This is a genomic window from Phenylobacterium sp. (assembly GCF_020402505.1).
Lineage (GTDB): Bacteria > Pseudomonadota > Alphaproteobacteria > Caulobacterales > Caulobacteraceae > Phenylobacterium.
The window spans coordinates 19088-35698 of the sequence record NZ_JADBZL010000057.1 but is presented as its reverse complement, the minus strand read 5'-3'; the positions used below and the strand labels follow the sequence as shown (position 1 = coordinate 35698).

Sequence of the window (16611 nt, the reverse complement as noted above, 5' to 3'; positions counted from 1 at the left end):
TACTCCAGCCGGATCAGCCCGTTGTCTTCCGTCACGGCCGCCACGCCGACCGTATCTTCGCGTCGGCCCGTCCAGCGACCCGGGCCGGCCCGGTCAAACACCCAGGTCAGCCGGTTCGTTTCGCCATCCTCGTAGAAGAAGTCCTCCACCACGGTCAGGCGGTCTCCCTCCAGGCGCCCGTCCAGGTCGGCGCGGAAGCGGCGATTGACCCGCGCAATGGGAAAGCTGAAGACCCCCTCGCCCACCGTGCGCCCCAGGAAGGCCTCTTCCAGGGTCAGGGCGGCGGGCCGGGTCCGCGGCGCGGGCGGGCGGGTGGCGCATCCGGCGACCATCGCACCCGCGGTCAGGACCAGCGCACCCCGCCGCGTCGTCCTCGATGTCTCGATCATGGGCTTTCTCCTCGGGGGAAATTTAGACGAAACTCGCCTGAGAGAACAGGGGTAAGAAACGGTGGCGGGGGGTTCAGCCCCGGGGGGCGAAGCCCCGCCTCGGTGTTCCATGTGATTTTTCATGGGCCCGGGCAAGACCTTGCAAATCCAAGCCAGTAAAGATGCTGACGCGGGATTCTCCCAATCCGAGATCAAACCCATGGTCCATGTTTCTCACGAAAGCGTCGCTGAAACAGAAACCCGGCTGCTGCGGGTCATGAAGCAAGCTCGCCTGAAGGTCTATTCTGACGTCTATGGCTTCGAGGAGTTCCCGCTCGACGCCTTTGCGGCGCGCGCACGGAGCGATGCCCTCGCGCTCGTGCGCGATGATGCGGTCTGGAGCCAGCTGGCGCCCAGCAACGGCCCCGGCGAACGGTTCAGGATCTTCCGGTTTCATTTTCCGGAAGGCATCGACAACAGCGGCTTTGTGGGCTGGCTGGCGAGCCGCCTGAAGCTCGAGTTCGGCACGGGTGTGTTCGTGACCTGCGGGCAGAACAGCGGTGACGGCGGCATCTTCGATTATTGGGGTGTTCCGGAAATGCTGGGCGACGTCGTCATCGCCTATGTCCGCAAACTGTGCGCCAACGACCCGGATCTCGCGCAGGGGCGGCGCGGCCAATGACCCGGATGGCGGTGTCGGTGGCCGGTTGGCCTTTGACCACAGGGAGCGCTCTGGAGTGACCTTCCAGTTATTCACTTGCTAGATTATACCCAATTTGGTATAATTGAGATCGTATGGTTCATCTTCCGCCTGCCAACGAGAAGCCCGTTCATTGGATCGGGTCTTCCAAATCCGACCTGCTGGCCCTGCCGCAGGAAGTGGTGAGCGAGCGTTTGAAACGCGCCCGCGAACATTATGAGAGCAACTACCAACAGCCCACGAAGGGCAAGGCAGGCAAACGTGGCAAATGACATCACGGAAGGCGCCGGCAACGTCTTCGCCGATCTGGGTCTCCCAGACGCCGCCGGGCGTCAGACCAAGACGCGGCTGGCGATGGCCGTGAACGCGCTGCTGAAAGAACGCCGCCTCAAACAGACAGATACCGCGACCATCCTGGGCATCCCGCAATCCAAAGTGTCATCGCTTGCCAACTATCGGCTCGATCATTTCTCGGTCGAGAAGCTGATAAGCTTCCTCAATGCGCTTGAGCAGGATGTCGAAATCGTCATCCGCCCGAGCCGCGAGGCCGTTGGGCACACGTCTGTGTTTGCGCTGACCTAGGGTCCGGACCCAAAAACAGGATTCCGCTGGTGACCGGCGCATGATTCACTGCCTCCGAGGCTGGAGGCGTTGGATGTCTGATTTCTTTTGGTTTTCGGATGCGCAGTGGGCTCGGATCGAGCCGTTGTTGCCGACCGACGTGCGCGGCAAGAAGCGGGTGGATGATCGTCGGGGGCCGGATGGCCTTTGACCACACGGAGCGCTCTGGAGCGATCTGGCCCTAAGGATCGACCCGTCGAGTCCGGAACTGCTGATCATCAGTGAGACGCCCTTCGGCCCCTGGCGTCCGGCCGTCGGCAGCTTCATTCGCCGCTCGTTTCCAAGGTTCGCATGTGTTCAACAAAGTCCGGACCGCATGAGAGTTTCTGCGCTAGCGGCGATGCCGGCTCCACGATCCGCCAGAAGGGCGTGGCCTCCGCGAGATTCTTTCCCGATGCGATTTCCTCCAGCGTAGCTTCAGCGACAATTCGCAGAAAGATGGAACTCGAAGTTGGACACGCCGCGTCTGCGTTCATCTTCTTTGCAAAGGTCTCGCGCATTTCGAGCATGGAACGCGTTTTTCCGCGGGGAATTTTTTCGATGTACTCCTTCACCATCATCGGTGAAGCGATAGCAAGTGTCTGACCTGCCGCAACGCCCGCGAAGGGCTTTTCCAGCATCACTACATGCGGCGGTTTTCCGCCGTTGAGTTTTTCACTCCAGGTTTTTTTCTTCGTCGTGGGCATCAGCGCGCCTCAACGCGCAGCGCGGCATCTAGGTCCTTCAAATAGAGATCGATATGCGCACCGGGCGGCGCAAAAATCTGCTGCATCAGCCGTCCAATTGGGCTTTCAGTGCGCACAGTCTCTGTGAACGTGATTTGCGTTTTGCCGTCCGGCGTTGGCGCAAACACTCCGACCCAACGACCGCTGAACCCTTGCGGCGAGGTAAAATCGATCTCAAGGCGTGTTGGCGGCATTCGCGCGACTTCTTCGAATGCAATGGTGACGCCCTGCTTGGTTTCTTCCGTCCAACTGCGCCCGTCTGCGCTCATGCGCACATTGCCAACATCGCTGCGCCACGCGGCTTGGCCCGCCACATCTGAAACGATGGCGTAAACCTTATCGACCGGAGCATTGAGGTTCTGCGTACGTTCGGCCTTCACCTCTACCGGCAGGCTCGCACCATAGGCGAACACTGCGCCGACAATAACTATCAGTACAACCACGCCAAAAAGAACGAACTTCATCGACCCCTCCTCAATGCTGGAAATAAAGTTATCTATTTTTTGAGTGTCGGTCAATATGCGAGAGCAATGCCAAAGCCTAAGGGCGCCAACAAGCAAACCTACGCGGCCAGCCACGCCCGGCTGCTGGCGGCGGCGACGGTGGCCCGCTCCAGCCGCGAAACGTCCGCGGCCTCCACCTCAGCCCTTGTCCCGCAGGAGCCGGGCCTTGTCCCTCTGCCAGTCGCGCTCGGCCGTGGTCTCGCGCTTGTCGTGCAGCTTCTTGCCCTTGGCCAGGGCCAGCTCCAGCTTGGCCAGGCCCTTGTCGTTCCAGTAGAGCCGGGTCGGGATCAGGGTCCGGCCCTCGCGCTGGACGGCGCCGATCAGCCTGTCCAGCTGCTTGCGGTGCAACAGCAGCTTCCTGTGTCGCCGGGGCTCGTGGTTGAAGCGGTTGGCCTGGGAATAGGGCGGGATGTCGGCGTTGATCAGGTAGATGTCCCGGCCCTCCACCGCCGCATAGGACTCGGCGATGTTGGCCCGGCCGTTGCGCAGGGACTTCACCTCCGTGCCGGTCAAGGCGAGGCCCGCCTCGAAGGTCTCCTCCAGGAAGTAGTCAAAGCGCGCGCGGCGGTTCTCGGCGATCAGCTTGCCCATGGCGTGCGGCGTCAGGCGACGCCGACCTCGGCGAGGGCCGCGTCCACTTCGCGGCGCGAGGCCTCCGAGGCCGGGGTGATGGGCAGGCGCGCGGTCTCTTCGCACAGACCCAGCCGGGACAGGGCGTACTTGGTGGGCGCCGGCGAGGCGTCGGAGAACAGGGCCCTGTGCAGGCGCAGCAGGCCGTCCTGCCACCGGCGCGCGGTTTCCCAGTCGCCCGACAGGGCGGCCTCATGGAAGGCGGAGACCTGGACCGGCGCCACGTTGGCGGACACGGAGATGGAGCCGTGACCGCCGTGGGCCATGTAGCCCAGGGCCGTCGGATCATCCCCCGACAGCATGACCCAGTCGGACCCGCAGGTAATGCGCTGCTGTGTGGCCCGGACAAGGTCGCCCGTGGCGTCCTTGACCCCGACGATGTTCGGCAGCCGGCTCAGCCGGGCCAGGGTGGCGTCGGAAATGTCGACGCTGGTCCGGGCCGGGACATTGTAGACCAGCACAGGCAGCTGGACCGCCGCGTTGATGGCGGCGTAATGGGCGTAGAGCCCTTCCTGGCTGGGGCGGTTGTAATAGGGCGTGACCACCAGGGCGGCGTCGGCGCCGATCTGCTTGGCGTGGCGGACCAGCTCGATGGCTTCGGCGGTGGAGTTGGATCCCGCGCCGGCGATCACGGGAACCCGGCCCGCCGCCGTCTGGACCGCCAGCTCCACCACCCGGCGGTGCTCGTCATGGCTCAGGGTGGCCGTCTCGCCGGTCGTGCCGACGGGGACGAGACCATGTACACCGCCCTCGATCTGGCGCTCGACCAGGCGGATGAAGGCGGCCTCATCGACCTCCCCGTCCCGGAACGGGGTCACGAGGGCCGGAAAGACGCCCCTGAACAAGGGATCGGACATGGGATGCAGAAAACCGTTAGAACGCGGCCGCTGGTTGCGACCTGAGGGCAGGGTCCGACATTATGGCGGACAGCCCCCCCGCCGCAACCGATTGAGTCGGGGTCCCTGAATGCCTGCTGGCGGAGTGTTGATGTTGAAGCGCAGGGCGCGTCGAATCCTGATCACCGGGATGGTCCTGGGCCTTGCCGCCGGCCCCCTCCCGGCGGCCGCCCAGAGTCCTGCGCCTGCGCCGCCGCCCGCTCCGGCCCAGACGCCGCCTCCGGCGCCTTCTCTCCCGGATCCCGCTGTGGCGACGGGAGCGGCGGTCCCGGCGCCGCCCGCCGCGCCCCGGTCCGCCTACATCACCAATGCCGACGCCGACGCCCTGCAGGAGACCCTCGAGGACGCCCGGAGAGCCGACGTTCGGGGCGCCCGTCAGGCCCTGGACCGGATCCAGGACCCCACAGCCCGGAAACTGGGCCTCTGGGCCCTGATGGACACCAACGGCCCCAGTCTGAGCTTCGGTGAACTGGAGCGGTCCCTGCGCGACATGGCCGACTGGCCCCGCCCGGCCCGCCGGCGCCTGGCGGCCGAACGGCTCATCGAGACGTCAGGCCTGTCGCCCCGCCAGGTCATCGCCTGGTTCGCCAAGGATCCGCCCTCCACCGCCGAGGGCGCCATGGCCCTGGCGTCAGCCCTGCGCGCCTCGGGCGATCCGAAGGCGGCGGCCGAACTCATCCGCCAGACCTGGCGGGGCAGGCCCTTCGAACTGGACGCGCAGCGGGCGATGATGGCCCGGTTTGGCGATGTCCTGACCCTGGACGATCACATCCGCCGGGCGGACATGCTGCTCTTCGGGGCCCAGGGACCAGCCGCCCGGGACCTCATCGCCCTCCTGCCGCCCGACCAGCAGGCCCTGGCCCAGGCGCGGATCGCCTTCCGCCAGAGATCCCCCGCCGCCCTGGCCCTGGCCGACGCCCTGCCCGCTTCGGTGGCCGAGGCGCCCGGCCTCGCGGTCGAGAAGGCCGCCCACTATCGCCGGGTCGGGCTCGACCAGCTGGCTCGGGCCGAGCTGGTTCGGTTCCCGAAGGAGATCTGGTCCGAGGAGATGGGCGCCCGGATCTGGGACGAACGCTACCAGCTGACCCTGTCGGCCCTGCGCAACCGGGATTCCCGGGCCGCCTACGAGGCGGCGGCCAACACCGGGCTACAGACCGGGCCCGATGCGGTCGAGGCCGAGTTCTACGCCGGCTGGATCGCGCTGACGCGACTGCGGGACCCGATCCGCGCCGAGGCCCACTTCAAGCATATCGACCGGGTCGGAACCTCGCCCATCACCCTGGCGCGGGGCCTCTACTGGCGGGGGCGGGCGGTGGAGGCGATCGCCGGCATTGATGCGGCCGACGTCTTCTACCGCGCGGCGGCGCGGCACCGGACCACCTTCTACGGGCAGCTGGCGGCGGAGCGGGCCGGCTTCGTGCGCCTGGACCTCGGTCGGGATCCCCAGATCGGACCGCAGGACCGCGCCCGTTTCGAGGCCAGGGAGACCACGCGGGCTGCACGCATCCTCTACGACATCGGCGCCCGGGACCTCTTCCGCGTCTTCGTCCTGGCCCTCGACGACATCCTCGACACCGATGCCGATCAGGCCATGCTTGTCGATCTTGTCCGGGGCTATGGTGAGCAGGACATGTCCATGCGGGTGGTCCGCACCGCCGCCCAGAGGGGCTTCATCCTGCCGGACCGGGGCTATCCCGTCCGGACACCGCCGGACGTCGCCAACGCCCCCGAGGCGGCCCTGGTCCTGGCCATCACCCGGCAGGAGAGCGGATTTGATCCCCTGGTTCGCTCCGGCGTCGGGGCGCGGGGCATGATGCAGCTGATGCCGGCGACGGCGGCGGCCACGGCCCGGCGAATGGGCGTTTCCTACGCCCCCTCCCTTCTGGACGATCCCGACTACAACATGCGCCTGGGATCGACCTATCTGAGCGAATTGATCTCCACCTTCGCCGGCTCCTACGTGATGGCTGTGGCGGGCTACAACGCCGGGCCGGGCCGGTCGACGCAGTGGGCGAGCTTCTGCGGCGATCCGAGGGCCGCCAGCGTCGACCCGGTCGACTATATCGAGTGCATTACCTTCTCCGAGACCCGCAACTACGTCATGCGGGTCCTGGAAGCGGTGGCGATCTACCGGGCGAAGCTCCGGGGCGGAACGACGCCGCTGACCCTGACCGAAGACCTCCGTCGGGGCGTCTACACGCCCCCTGCCGCCACCCCGGGCCCCACCCCTGCCCCGCCGCCTGGCGCCCCCCCTGCCCCCACCGCACAGGAGACGGCGCCATGACCGCCGCCGGGACCCTGAGCCCCCCGCGTATCGCCCCCCAGCCGACCGTCCTGAGGACCGTCGGATGGTCGGATTACGACCTCGTGGACTCCGGCCACGGACGAAAGCTGGAGCGCTACGGGCGCCGCACGGTGGTCCGTCCCGAGCCCCAGTGCCTCTGGTCGCCGGGCCTGCCCTCCGCCGCCTGGACCGCCGCCGACGCCGTCTTCGACCCCGCCGACGAGGAGGACAGCGGCCGCTGGCGCTTTCGGGAGGGACCGATCGAGCCCTGGGTTTCCGGGTGGGGGGCGGTGCGCTTTCACGGCCGCTTCACACCCTTCCGCCACCTCGCCTTCTTCCCCGAGCAAGCGGCGAACTGGGCCTGGCTAGACCAGAAGATCCGCAGCGCAGGACGTTCGCTCAACATCCTGAATCTCTTTGGCTATACCGGAGTGGCTAGCCTGGTCTGCGCCGCTGCGGGCGCGCATGTCACCCATGTGGACGCCTCCCGCAAGGCCATCGGCTGGGCCCGGGAGAACGCCGCCCTGTCGGGCCTCGCGGATCGTCCGATCCGCTGGATCTGCGAGGACGCCCGAAAGTACGTTCAGCGAGAGATCCGCCGGGGCGTACAGTATGACGCCATCATCCTGGACCCGCCCAAGTACGGCCGGGGACCCGACGGCGAGGTCTGGCGCCTCTTCGACGACCTGCCGGACCTGGCGGAGATGTGCGCGGCCCTGCTCAGCCCTGACCCGGCCTTCCTCCTCCTGAACGCCTATGCCGAACGGATTTCCGGCGCGGCCCTGGCGGGCCTGCTGGCCGACCGGCTGGAGGGGCGCGGCGGCGAGATCGCCTGGGGCGAGCTGGTGCTGGTGGAGAGCGCGCGCCAGCGGGAGATCGGTATGAGCTTCTACGCCCGCTGGACGGCATGAACGCTCCGGCCCGCCAGGTCACCTCCCTGACCAATCCCCTGGTCAAGGCGGTCCGCGCCCTGCACCAGCGCAAGGCCCGGGACGAGACGGGCCAGTTCGTTGCTGAAGGTCTTAAGTTTATCCTCGAAGCTATTGACCTGAAACGTTTTCCAGAGGTCTTGTTATTCGGACCGGAGGCGGCGTCTCACCCGCTTCTGGAAAGGGCGCGGACGGCAACGCTCAGGGCCGGCGGACAGGTGGTCGAGGTCACCCGGGACATCCTCGCCAAGGTTTCCAGACGAGACAATCCGCAGGCGGTGATCGGCGTGTTCCGGCAGGCCTTTACCCCCCTGGAAGCCCTGAAACCCGCAAACGCGACGGGCTGGGTCGCCCTGCACAGGGTCCGGGACCCCGGCAATCTCGGGACGGTGATCCGGACCGCCGACGCCGCCGGCTGCGGCGCCGTCATCCTGGTGGGCGAGTGCTGCGATCCGTATTCCGTGGAGGCGGTTCGGGCGACCATGGGCTCGATCTTCGCCCTGCCCATCGTCCAGACGGATGAGGCCGACTTCGCCGCCTGGCGGGCCGGCTGGCCCGGCTCCGTGGTCGGGACGCTCCTGTCGGCCACCGTCTCCCACGCCGAGGCGGACTACCGCCGACCGACCCTCGTCCTGCTAGGTAACGAGCAGCAGGGCCTGACCCCGGACATGGCCGCCCTGTGCGACGTCAACGTCAAGATACCCATGCGCGGCCGGGCCGACAGCCTCAACCTCGCGGTCGCCGCCGGCATCATGATCTATGCCGTAACCGCTTGATCCAGCTCAGGTTCCGCGCGGTTTTGCACGTGCCGTCGGTGTCGCGGAGGCCGGATCTTCAGGCCAGACATGGCGCGGGTAACGGCCCCGCATCTCAGCCCGCACCTCACGCCAGGACCCGCGCCAGAAACCCGGCAGATCGCGGGTGGTCTGGATCGGCCGGTGCGCCGGCGACGTCAGGGCCAGGGTCAGGGGCGCCCGGCCCTGCGCGACCGCCGGATGCGTGGACAGGCCGAAGACCTCCTGCACCCTCACCTCGACCCGGGGGCCGCCCGGCGCGGCGTAGTCGATGGCGAAGCTGTTGCCCGTAGGGGCCGTCCAGCGCGCCGGCGCAAGGGCGTCGAGGCGTCTCTGGGCAGCGTGGCCAAGGTGGGCGGCAAGCGCGCCTTCCAGCCGGGCCGGCGACAGGTCCGAGAGGCTTCGCAGCCCCGCAAGGGCCGGGCCCAGCCAGGCGTCGAGATCCTCCAGCAGGGCCGCGTCACCGAGGTCCGGCGCGTCGGCCTCTCCAAGTCCGCGCAGGAAGTCCGCCCGGGCCCGCAGCGCCCGCCCCGCCTCGCCCCAGGGCAGGCCCGCAACGCCGTCCGCACGCACCTGGTCCAGCAGAGCGGCGCGGATCAGGTCCGCCGAGGGCGCCTCGTCCAGGGTCTCCCGCAGCACCAGCCGGCCGATCCGTTCGATACGGACGGCCCGGAGCCGGCCCGAGGGACCCGGCTCGATCCGCGCCTCGCGCACGATGGCGGCGGCGAAGAGCCGCTCTAGGTCTGCAGGCTGGACCGGGGCGGCCATCAGGATCCGGTCGGCCCGCCCGCCCCCGCCCAGTTCTCCGACGGCCAGCCAGGAGTCCCGAGCGAGGGGATCGGTCTCCTCCAGCCAGACTCCCCTGCCCCCCGCCAGCTGGAAGTGTCCCGCAGGTCCCCTCGCCCGGGCGACGCGCTCAGGCCAGGCCAGGGCCATGAGCAGCCCATCATCGAGGGGCTCGCCCTGCGCCCGACCCGCCTCGCGAGCCGCCTGCGCGGCCCAGCGCCCCGCAAGGGCCCGGGCGTCCCGCGCCCTCTGCCCCCGGTCGCGCTCCAGGGCCTCCAGCCGCAGGCGCAGGTCCACCTCGCGACCGCCAAGTCCGGGTTCCGAAGCCAGGACGGCGATCCTCGCCGCCCGTTCCGCCTGTCCCCGGGCGGCGGCGGCCAGCACCATATGGGCGAGGCAGGGCGGCAGGGGCAGGCGCGAGAGCGCTTCGCCATGAGCCGTCAGCACCCCCTGCCCGTCCAGGACCTCCAGCCGCGCCAGCAGGCTTCGGGCCTCGGCGAGGGCCCCCGCCGGCGGAGGATCGAGGAAGGCGAGGCCGGCGGCGTCCTTCACCCCCCAGCGGGCGAGGTCGAGGGCGAGGCCCGACAGGTCGGCGTTGAGAATCTCCGGCGTGGCGAAGGCCGGCAGAGAGCGGGTCTCGGCCTCGTCCCAGAGCCGGTAGCAGGTTCCGGGGCCGGTCCGTCCGGCGCGACCTCGCCTCTGGTCCGCCGCCGCCCGGCTGGCCCTGAGGGTGACCAGGCGGGTCAACCCCGACGCCGGGTCAAAGCGCGGCGAGCGCACCAGACCTGCATCGACGACGCAGGCGATCCCCTCGAGGGTCAGGCTGGTTTCGGCGATGTCCGTGGCCAGGACGACCTTGCGCCGCCCCTCCGGGGCCGGGGCGATGGCCCGGTCCTGGGCGGCGGGGTCGAGGGCTCCGAAGAGCGGGGCGACATCGACGTTCGCCGGCAGGCCCGCCGCCGCCAGCCGCTCGGCCGTCCGCCGGATCTCGGCCTGGCCCGGCAGGAAGACCAGCACCCCGCCCGGGGTCTCGGCCAGGGCCCGGCGCACGGCGCGCACCGCCTGGTCCTCAAGGGGCGCGCCGGGATCGCGGCCGAGGTAGCGGGTCTCCACGGGCCAGGCCCTGCCTTCGCTTGAAATGGCCGGGGCGCCGTCCAGCAGGCCCGACACCGCGGCGACATCTAGGGTGGCCGACATGACCAGAAGGCGCAGGTCCGGCCTCAGGACCCGCCGGCAGTCGTGCGCCAGGGCCAGGCCCAGGTCGGCGTCCAGGCTGCGCTCGTGGAACTCGTCGAAGATGACCAGGCCCACCCCGTCCAGGCCGGGGTCGTCGAGGATCATTCGCGAGAAGACGCCCTCGGTGACGACTTCCAGCCGGGTGGCGGCCGAGACCCGGCTCTCCATCCGCACCCTGTAGCCGACGGTGGCGCCCACCGGCTCGCCCAGGTTGGACGCCAGCCGCGCCGCCACCGCCCTGGCCGCCAGACGCCGGGGCTCCAGCATGAGGATGCGCCGCCCCGCCATCCAGGGAGCCGACAGGCAGCGCAGGGGCGCGATCGTGCTCTTGCCCGCCCCCGGCGGCGCGGCGAGCACGGCGGCGCCCCGGGCCTCGAGGGCCTCGAGCAGGGACGGCAGGACCTCTTCCACGGGCAGCATGACGCCGGTCTAGCCTCCGCCGCGAGGGGGGCCAAGGGTTGCGCCCGGCGCCCGCCCTTGCAAATCCCCGCCCCGCATCGAAGATAGGGCCATGAGCCAGCCGCCCATCCGCGCCGTCATCGCGCCCGTCACCCCGCTCCAGCAGAACTGCACCATCGTCTGGTGCGCCAAGACCCTGAAGGCGGCGGTGATCGACCCCGGAGGAGAGGTCCAGCGGTTGATGGGCGGGCTGCAGCAGCATGGCCTGACGCTGGAGAAGATCTGGATCACCCATGGCCACCTGGACCACGCGGGCGCCACCGCCCAGCTCAAGGCCCTGACCGGGGCGGTGATCGAGGGTCCGCACCGGGACGACGCGCCCCTGATCGCCGGCATCCCGGAGTCCGGCGCCCGCTACGGCATGCCCGACGCCCAGTCCTTCGAGCCGGACCGCTGGCTCGAGGACGGCGACCGGGTGACCCTGGGCGAGACCGAGTTCGAGGTCTATCACTGCCCCGGCCACACCCCCGGGCATGTGGTCTTCTTCCATCGCGAGGCCCGCTTCGCCCAGGTGGGGGACGTCCTGTTCCAGGGCTCCATCGGCCGCACCGACTTCCCTGGCGGCAGCTATCCGCAGCTGATCGCCGCCATCACCGGCAAGCTCTGGCCCCTGGGCGAGGACGTGGCCTTCGTGCCCGGCCACGGCCCGATGTCCACCTTCGGCCGCGAGCGCCAGACCAACCCCTTCGTCTCGGACGAGGCCCTGTCGGAGGGTTAGGGGCCTCCGCTGCCCCCTCGCCGGGCTCCTCCTTGGGGGGGGGCAATTAAGTTATTGGAATTCCTCCACCTCTTGAGGGGGAGGTGGCCCGCGAAGCGGGCCGGAGGGGGTCTGCTGAGAGGCCGTTGCCCCCCTCAGTCGGCTTTGCCGACAGCTCCCCCTGGGGGGAGCAATTGAGAGCCGCTCCCGCCGGGTTCGGATCAGCCCGGGAGCGTCGCCGGACCTGTCTTCAGGGGTGGGGGCGACGAGGACGGACGCGAGGCGACGGCGTTGGACCTCTCCCTGCGGAAGCGCATCAACTCCGAGAATATGAGGCCCACCGCCGGCGCCATGGCCAGGGCCTGGGCCCTGCGGTCGCCGCCGAACAGGACCCGGGCGGTGTAGTCCCGGCGGGCGCGGACGGTCTCTTCGGCCAGGAAGGGATAGAAGGAGGGCGGGACCGCCGCTCCTGGGGATGTGAAGTTCGCCCTGAAGAGCGCATCGAAGCGGGTCACGGCGTGGTCCATCACGGTGCAGCGCATCAGGAGGGCGCGGCTTCGCACTGACGGGACGGCCTCGTAGACATTGAAGCAATTCTGAAGGCGAGCCGTTAGCCCCGACATCCCTTCCTGCTCAAAGTGCACGAAGAACTCGTAGGCGAGGACCCGGGTCAGCTCCTCGGTGGGGGGCGGATAGACCTTCTGCTGGGTGTTGCGCGAGACCGCCCATTCGGGCCCCTTTGTCCCGGGGGTCTCACCCATTCGTTCCCACATGGCGGGAAGCGGCCGCGGTGCATGCTGTGCGATCCGGTAGGGAAGGTTGGCGCCGGCCACGACCCCGAGGGCGAGGCCGACCAGCAGCGGGACCCCCAGGACGAGGGCGATGGCAAGGTTGTCTCGGCTCAAGGCAAACTCCCGGCGCGACGGCGCGTCACACGGGCCCTGGGTAGACCCCACCTGCGCCAGTTCCGGACGCCGCCCGCCTAAACCGCCTGCCCCGCCGCCCAGCCGCTGGCCCAGGCCCACTGGAAGTTGTAGCCGCCGAGCCAGCCGGTGACGTCCACCGCCTCGCCGATGATGTGGAGCCCGGGAACCTTGCGGGTCTCGAAGGTGCGGCTATCCAGCTCGCGGGTGTCGACCCCGCCCAGCATGACCTCGGCGGTGCGGTAGCCCTCGGTGCCAGCGGGCCGGAAGGTCCAGGCGTTCACCGAGGCCGCGAGGCGGGACAGGACCGCGTCATTGCAGTCGCCAAGCCGGGGCGGCGCCGCCGCGCCCTCGGCGAGGGTCCGGGCGAGGCGCGCCGGCAGGCGCTCAGACAGGAAGGCGGCGGGCGACTGGCGCCCGGCCCGGCCCCGCTCGGTCTTCAGGTGGGCGAGCAGATCGACGCCTGGGGCCAGGTCCACAGCCACCGCCTCGCCCTCCCGCCAGTAGGACGAGGCCTGCAGGACGGCGGGTCCCGACAGGCCCCGGTGGGTGAAGAGGAGGGATTCGTCGAAGGCGGCTCCCCCGGCCCTGACCCGCGCCGGGGCCGAGACGCCGGCCAGGGGCGAGAGTCGTTCCAGCAGGTCCGGCGCGAGGGTGAAGGGCACGAGGCCCGCCCGGGGCTCGACCAGGGCGAGGCCGAACCCCCGGGCGACGTCGAGGGCGTAGCCGGTGGCCCCCATCTTGGGGATCGACTTGCCGCCCGTGGCGAGGACCACCCGGTCGGCGGCGACCTCTCCGGCGTCGAGGGTGAGCCGGAAGCCGGTCTCAAGGCGGACAAGGTCGCGCACGGGCGTCGACAGGCGCAGTTCCGCCCCTGCCCCGGTCATGCGCCCGACCAGCAGGTCGACCACCTGCCGCGCCGAGCCCTCCAGGAAGAGCTGGCCCAAGGTGCGCTCCCGCCAGGCGACGCCGGCGCTGTCGAGAAGGGCGATGAAGTCGGCCGGCGTGTAGCGGCTGAGGGCCGAGATGCAGAAGCGAGGGTTGGCGGAAAGGAACCGCGAGGGGTGGACGCCAAGGTTGGTGAAGTTGCACCGTCCGCCGCCGGAGATGCGGATCTTCTCGCCGGGCGCCCGGGCATGGTCCAGCACCAGGACCCGCCGTCCGCGAAGGGCGGCCTCGGCGGCGCACATCATGCCCGCCGCGCCGGCCCCGATCACGACGACGTCGAAACCTTCCATGGCGGCGGGGCCTGAGGCGTGGGCCTCAGTCCTTGGCGCGTTCCTGGTAGGAGCCGTCCTCGGTCAGGATGACCACCCGGGTGCCGGCGGCGATGTAGGGCGGCACCATGATCCGCGCGCCGTTCGACAGGATGGCGGGCTTGTAGGAGGACGAGGCGGTCTGGTTCTTCACCGCCGGCTCGGTCTCGGTGATCTCGAAGGTCACCGTGCGCGGCAGCTCCAGGGCGATCGGCACGCCCTCGTGCGTGGACAGGGTCACGGTCATGCCGTCCTGCAGCCACTGGGCGGAGTCGCCGACCACGTCCTCGGAGGCTACGACCTGCTCGTAGCTCTCGGGGTTCATGAAGTGGAAGCCCTCGCCGTCCTGGTAGAGAAAGGTGTAGGGGCGGTCGTCCACGAAGGCGCGCTCGACCTGCTCGGTGGTGCGCCAGCGCTCGGACACCTTCACGCCGTCGGAAATGCGGCGCATGTTGAGCTGGGTGACGGGCGTGCCCTTGCCGGGATGGATGTTCTCGGCGGTCAGGACGACATAGAGCTTGCCGTCCATGTCGACGACGGCGCCCTTGCGAAGCGAACTTGCGGCGACCTTCACGTGATTGTTCCTCGAGCCTATAGGAGCCGGCCGAAGCGCGGCGATGGCGCGGACCTAACCCATCGCCGCCCGCTTCGCCAGTCACCGTTGAGCGGCGAGCCGCCGCCACTGTCCTTACGGAGTCCCTATTGAGCCCTGTCCCGCCTTTCCTGTCGCCCTGGTGGAGCCCGGACCGCCGCGCCGACCGGCGACCCCGGCTGGAGGCGCGGGGCCGGATCCGGCGGGCGTTCCGCGCCTGGTTCGAAGCTCGCGGCTTCACCGAGGTGGAGGCCGCCGCCCTGCAGGTCTCGCCAGGCAATGAGGCCCACCTGCACGCCTTCGCCACGGAGGCCCTGAGCCTTCAGGGCGACGCTTGGCCCCTCTATCTGCATACCTCGCCGGAATTCGCCTGCAAGAAGCTGCTGGCCTCGGGCGAGACGAGGATCTTCGACTTCGCCCGGGTCTTCCGGAACCGGGAACGCGGCCCCCTTCACCATCCCGAGTTCACCCTGCTGGAGTGGTACCGGGCCGGGGAAGGCTGGGAGGTCCTGATGGCCGACTGCGCCGCCCTGCTGGCCCTGGCGGCGGAGGCGGCGGGGACGCGCACCCTGAGCTGGCGCGGCCGGACCTGCGATCCCTTCGCCGAACCGCGGCGCCTGACACTGGCTGAAGCGTTCCGGGACCTGGCGGGCGTCGATCTCCTGGCCACCCTTGCGCCGGACGGGACCGGCGACGCCGCCTCCCTGGCCGACGCCGCCCGCTCGGCGGGGATCCGGGTCGCCCCCGACGATACCTGGAGCGACGTCTTCAGCCGGGTCCTGGTCGAGCGGATCGAGCCCTTCCTGGGGGATGGGCGTCCCACCCTGCTGTGCGAGTATCCGTCGCCTGAGGCGGCCCTCGCCCGGCGCTGCGCGCATGATCCGCGTGTCTCGGAGCGCTTCGAGCTCTATGCCTGCGGGGTTGAACTGGCCAACGCCTTCGGCGAGCTGACGGACCCCGCCGAGCAGAGGCGCCGGCTGGAGGCCGAGATGGACGAGAAGGCCCGCCTCTACGGTGAGCGATATCCCCTCGACGAGGACTTCCTGGCGGCGCTGTCGCTGATGCCGGAGGCGTCGGGCGCAGCCCTGGGCTTCGATCGGCTGGTCATGCTGGCCACCGGCGCCCGGTCGATCGAGGACGTCCTCTGGACCCCCGTGGCGGAGGGTCCATGACCGGGGTCCTGAACACGCCGGCCAGCCTGGCCGCGGCGGGACTGGTCGATCCCGACGCCGCCCCCGCCCTTGAGGCGGTGGCCGCCCGCTACGCCATCGCCGTCACCCCGGCGGTCGCCGCCCTGATCGATCCTGCGGACCCCTCGGACCCCATCGGGCTGCAGTACCTCCCCTCCCCTGAGGAACTGATCGCTGCGCCCGGCGAGCAGGCGGACCCCATCGGCGACGGCGTCCATTCGCCGGTGAAGGGCATCGTCCACCGCTATCCCGACCGGCTGCTGCTGACCGCCACCCACGCCTGCGCCGTCTACTGCCGGTTCTGCTTCCGCCGGGAGGTGGTGGGCCCGGGGGGCGCCGGGGGCCTGACGCCGACGGAGCTGGACGCCGCCCTCGCCTACATCGCCGGGCGCCCGGAGGTGTGGGAGGTGATCCTGACCGGGGGGGATCCCCTGGTCCTGTCCCCGCGCCGGATCCAGGACCTGGTCCGCCGGCTGGCCGACATCCCGCATGTGAAGATCCTGCGCGTGCACACCCGCCTGCCCGTCGCCGACCCGGAGCGGGTGAGCGAGGCCCTTGTGACGGCCCTATCCGGCTCTCGCCTAACCCTGGCCGTGGGGGTGCACGTCAACCACGCCCGGGAACTGACCGCGGCTGCGGACGCGGCCCTGGCCCGGCTCGCCGGAGCCGGCGCCCTGCTGCTCAGCCAGACCGTCCTGCTGAAGGGGGTCAACGATCGGGTCGAGGTGCTGGGGGAACTGATGCGCGCCCTCGTCGAGCGCCGCGTCCGCCCCTACTACCTGCACCATCCCGACCCCGCCCCGGGGACAGCGCGCTTCCGGGTCTCGATCGCGGAAGGCCAGGCCCTCGTCCGGAGTCTCCGGGGCCAGTACTCGGGGCTGTGTCAGCCGACTTATGTAATTGATATCTCAGGTGGATTTGGAAAGGTCCCGGCGGGACCCGCCTGGATTGAGACGGCGGCGACCGGGCTGACCGTGACGGACCCCTGGGGCGGGATTCACGCCCTGACCGAGGAGTCCTGA

18 protein-coding genes and 1 pseudogene are annotated in these 16611 nt (G+C 69.8%); 10 read left to right on the top strand and 9 right to left on the bottom strand.

Annotation, left to right across the window (positions count from 1 at the left end; all coding sequences use genetic code 11):
- The coding region (locus IM632_RS04710; RefSeq protein ID WP_296552052.1) for a DUF3833 family protein at positions 1-389 on the bottom strand (389 nt) is incomplete at its 3' end.
- A gap of 121 nt (positions 390-510) precedes the next feature.
- Between IM632_RS04710 and IM632_RS04705 the strand changes: the two genes are divergently transcribed.
- The 4 genes and pseudogenes from IM632_RS04705 to IM632_RS04690 form a co-directional block, all read left to right on the top strand.
- Entirely contained in the window at positions 511-1050 is a 540-nt protein-coding gene (locus IM632_RS04705) for a DUF6196 family protein (protein WP_296532399.1), read from the top strand.
- 113 nt (positions 1051-1163) lie between these two features.
- Positions 1164-1340, top strand: a complete 177-nt coding sequence (locus IM632_RS04700) for a hypothetical protein (protein WP_296480095.1) — start codon at positions 1164-1166, stop codon at positions 1338-1340.
- Positions 1330-1650 (top strand): helix-turn-helix transcriptional regulator, encoded by a 321-nt coding sequence (locus IM632_RS04695; protein ID WP_296538810.1) that lies wholly within the window; start codon positions 1330-1332, stop codon positions 1648-1650. Before IM632_RS04700 ends, IM632_RS04695 begins: the two co-directional genes overlap by 11 nt.
- Positions 1651-1723: 73 nt before the next feature.
- A pseudogene (locus IM632_RS04690) lies at positions 1724-1822 on the top strand (IS5/IS1182 family transposase); the annotation flags it as partial.
- Positions 1823-1952: 130 nt separating this feature from the next.
- Here the strand turns inward: IM632_RS04690 and IM632_RS04685 are convergent.
- The 4 genes from IM632_RS04685 to dapA form a co-directional block, all read right to left on the bottom strand.
- Complete coding sequence (locus tag IM632_RS04685; RefSeq protein ID WP_296480093.1) at positions 1953-2375, bottom strand: hypothetical protein; 423 nt, start codon at positions 2373-2375, stop codon at positions 1953-1955.
- Positions 2375-2878, bottom strand: coding sequence for an SRPBCC family protein (locus IM632_RS04680; RefSeq protein ID WP_296480092.1), 504 nt, complete (start codon positions 2876-2878; stop codon positions 2375-2377). Before IM632_RS04680 ends, IM632_RS04685 begins: the two co-directional genes overlap by 1 nt.
- A gap of 177 nt (positions 2879-3055) precedes the next feature.
- Positions 3056-3508, bottom strand: coding sequence for an SsrA-binding protein SmpB (gene smpB / locus IM632_RS04675; RefSeq protein ID WP_293515961.1), 453 nt, complete (start codon positions 3506-3508; stop codon positions 3056-3058).
- Positions 3509-3519: 11 nt separating this feature from the next.
- Entirely contained in the window at positions 3520-4404 is an 885-nt protein-coding gene (gene dapA / locus IM632_RS04670; protein ID WP_296480091.1) for a 4-hydroxy-tetrahydrodipicolinate synthase, read from the bottom strand.
- A 130-nt stretch (positions 4405-4534) separates the two neighbouring features.
- Here dapA and IM632_RS04665 point away from each other — a divergent pair, with 130 nt between their 5' ends.
- From IM632_RS04665 to IM632_RS04655, 3 genes are read left to right on the top strand one after another with little or no spacing between them, the layout of a single operon-like run.
- Positions 4535-6727, top strand: coding sequence for a lytic transglycosylase domain-containing protein (locus IM632_RS04665; protein WP_296480090.1), 2193 nt, complete (start codon positions 4535-4537; stop codon positions 6725-6727).
- Complete coding sequence (locus IM632_RS04660) at positions 6724-7638, top strand: class I SAM-dependent methyltransferase (protein ID WP_296480089.1); 915 nt, start codon at positions 6724-6726, stop codon at positions 7636-7638. Before IM632_RS04665 ends, IM632_RS04660 begins: the two co-directional genes overlap by 4 nt.
- Positions 7635-8432, top strand: coding sequence for an RNA methyltransferase (locus IM632_RS04655; RefSeq protein WP_296525497.1), 798 nt, complete (start codon positions 7635-7637; stop codon positions 8430-8432). The genes IM632_RS04660 and IM632_RS04655 overlap by 4 nt, the downstream gene beginning before the upstream one ends.
- A 6-nt stretch (positions 8433-8438) precedes the next feature.
- On the opposite strand, the gene hrpB is transcribed toward IM632_RS04655, so the two are convergent.
- Positions 8439-10892 carry an ATP-dependent helicase HrpB gene (gene hrpB, locus IM632_RS04650; protein WP_296552051.1) on the bottom strand — a complete coding sequence of 818 codons (2454 nt, stop codon included), beginning with the start codon at positions 10890-10892 and terminating at the stop codon, positions 8439-8441.
- A 91-nt stretch (positions 10893-10983) separates the two neighbouring features.
- Here hrpB and IM632_RS04645 point away from each other — a divergent pair, with 91 nt between their 5' ends.
- Positions 10984-11649, top strand: coding sequence for an MBL fold metallo-hydrolase (locus IM632_RS04645; protein ID WP_296482343.1), 666 nt, complete (start codon positions 10984-10986; stop codon positions 11647-11649).
- Positions 11650-11849: 200 nt separating this feature from the next.
- Here IM632_RS04645 and IM632_RS04640 read toward each other — a convergent pair whose 3' ends face one another.
- The 3 genes from IM632_RS04640 to efp all read right to left on the bottom strand — a co-directional run bounded on the left by IM632_RS04640 (position 11850) and on the right by efp (position 14381).
- A complete protein-coding gene (locus tag IM632_RS04640; protein WP_296482340.1) occupies positions 11850-12533 on the bottom strand; it encodes a hypothetical protein in 684 nt (227 codons plus the stop codon).
- Between the two features lie 77 nt (positions 12534-12610).
- Positions 12611-13789 carry an NAD(P)/FAD-dependent oxidoreductase gene (locus tag IM632_RS04635; protein ID WP_296497867.1) on the bottom strand — a complete coding sequence of 393 codons (1179 nt, stop codon included), beginning with the start codon at positions 13787-13789 and terminating at the stop codon, positions 12611-12613.
- Between the two features lie 25 nt (positions 13790-13814).
- Positions 13815-14381, bottom strand: coding sequence for an elongation factor P (efp, locus tag IM632_RS04630; protein WP_293513641.1), 567 nt, complete (start codon positions 14379-14381; stop codon positions 13815-13817).
- Positions 14382-14509: 128 nt separating this feature from the next.
- Here efp and epmA point away from each other — a divergent pair, with 128 nt between their 5' ends.
- The gene (epmA, locus tag IM632_RS04625) at positions 14510-15571 is read left to right on the top strand and encodes an EF-P lysine aminoacylase EpmA (protein ID WP_296483124.1); all 1062 of its coding nucleotides are present in this window, start codon (positions 14510-14512) and stop codon (positions 15569-15571) included.
- The gene (locus IM632_RS04620) at positions 15568-16611 is read left to right on the top strand and encodes a lysine-2,3-aminomutase-like protein (RefSeq protein ID WP_296483127.1); all 1044 of its coding nucleotides are present in this window, start codon (positions 15568-15570) and stop codon (positions 16609-16611) included. The genes epmA and IM632_RS04620 overlap by 4 nt, the downstream gene beginning before the upstream one ends.

Bases quoted from the DNA above. Each gene is read 5' to 3' on its own strand.
- dapA (WP_296480091.1), bottom strand. From the start codon at position 4,404: ATGTCCGATCCCTTGTTCAGGGGCGTCTTTCCGGCCCTCGTGACCCCG.
- IM632_RS04680 (WP_296480092.1), bottom strand. From the start codon at position 2,878: ATGAAGTTCGTTCTTTTTGGCGTGGTTGTACTGATAGTTATTGTCGGC.
- IM632_RS04655 (WP_296525497.1), top strand. From the start codon at position 7,635: ATGAACGCTCCGGCCCGCCAGGTCACCTCCCTGACCAATCCCCTGGTC.
- IM632_RS04700 (WP_296480095.1), top strand. From the start codon at position 1,164: ATGGTTCATCTTCCGCCTGCCAACGAGAAGCCCGTTCATTGGATCGGG.
- hrpB (WP_296552051.1), bottom strand. From the start codon at position 10,892: ATGCTGCCCGTGGAAGAGGTCCTGCCGTCCCTGCTCGAGGCCCTCGAG.
- IM632_RS04620 (WP_296483127.1), top strand. From the start codon at position 15,568: ATGACCGGGGTCCTGAACACGCCGGCCAGCCTGGCCGCGGCGGGACTG.
- IM632_RS04660 (WP_296480089.1), top strand. From the start codon at position 6,724: ATGACCGCCGCCGGGACCCTGAGCCCCCCGCGTATCGCCCCCCAGCCG.
- smpB (WP_293515961.1), bottom strand. From the start codon at position 3,508: ATGGGCAAGCTGATCGCCGAGAACCGCCGCGCGCGCTTTGACTACTTC.
- IM632_RS04705 (WP_296532399.1), top strand. From the start codon at position 511: ATGGGCCCGGGCAAGACCTTGCAAATCCAAGCCAGTAAAGATGCTGAC.
- IM632_RS04645 (WP_296482343.1), top strand. From the start codon at position 10,984: ATGAGCCAGCCGCCCATCCGCGCCGTCATCGCGCCCGTCACCCCGCTC.
- IM632_RS04635 (WP_296497867.1), bottom strand. From the start codon at position 13,789: ATGGAAGGTTTCGACGTCGTCGTGATCGGGGCCGGCGCGGCGGGCATG.
- IM632_RS04665 (WP_296480090.1), top strand. From the start codon at position 4,535: ATGTTGAAGCGCAGGGCGCGTCGAATCCTGATCACCGGGATGGTCCTG.
- IM632_RS04685 (WP_296480093.1), bottom strand. From the start codon at position 2,375: ATGCCCACGACGAAGAAAAAAACCTGGAGTGAAAAACTCAACGGCGGA.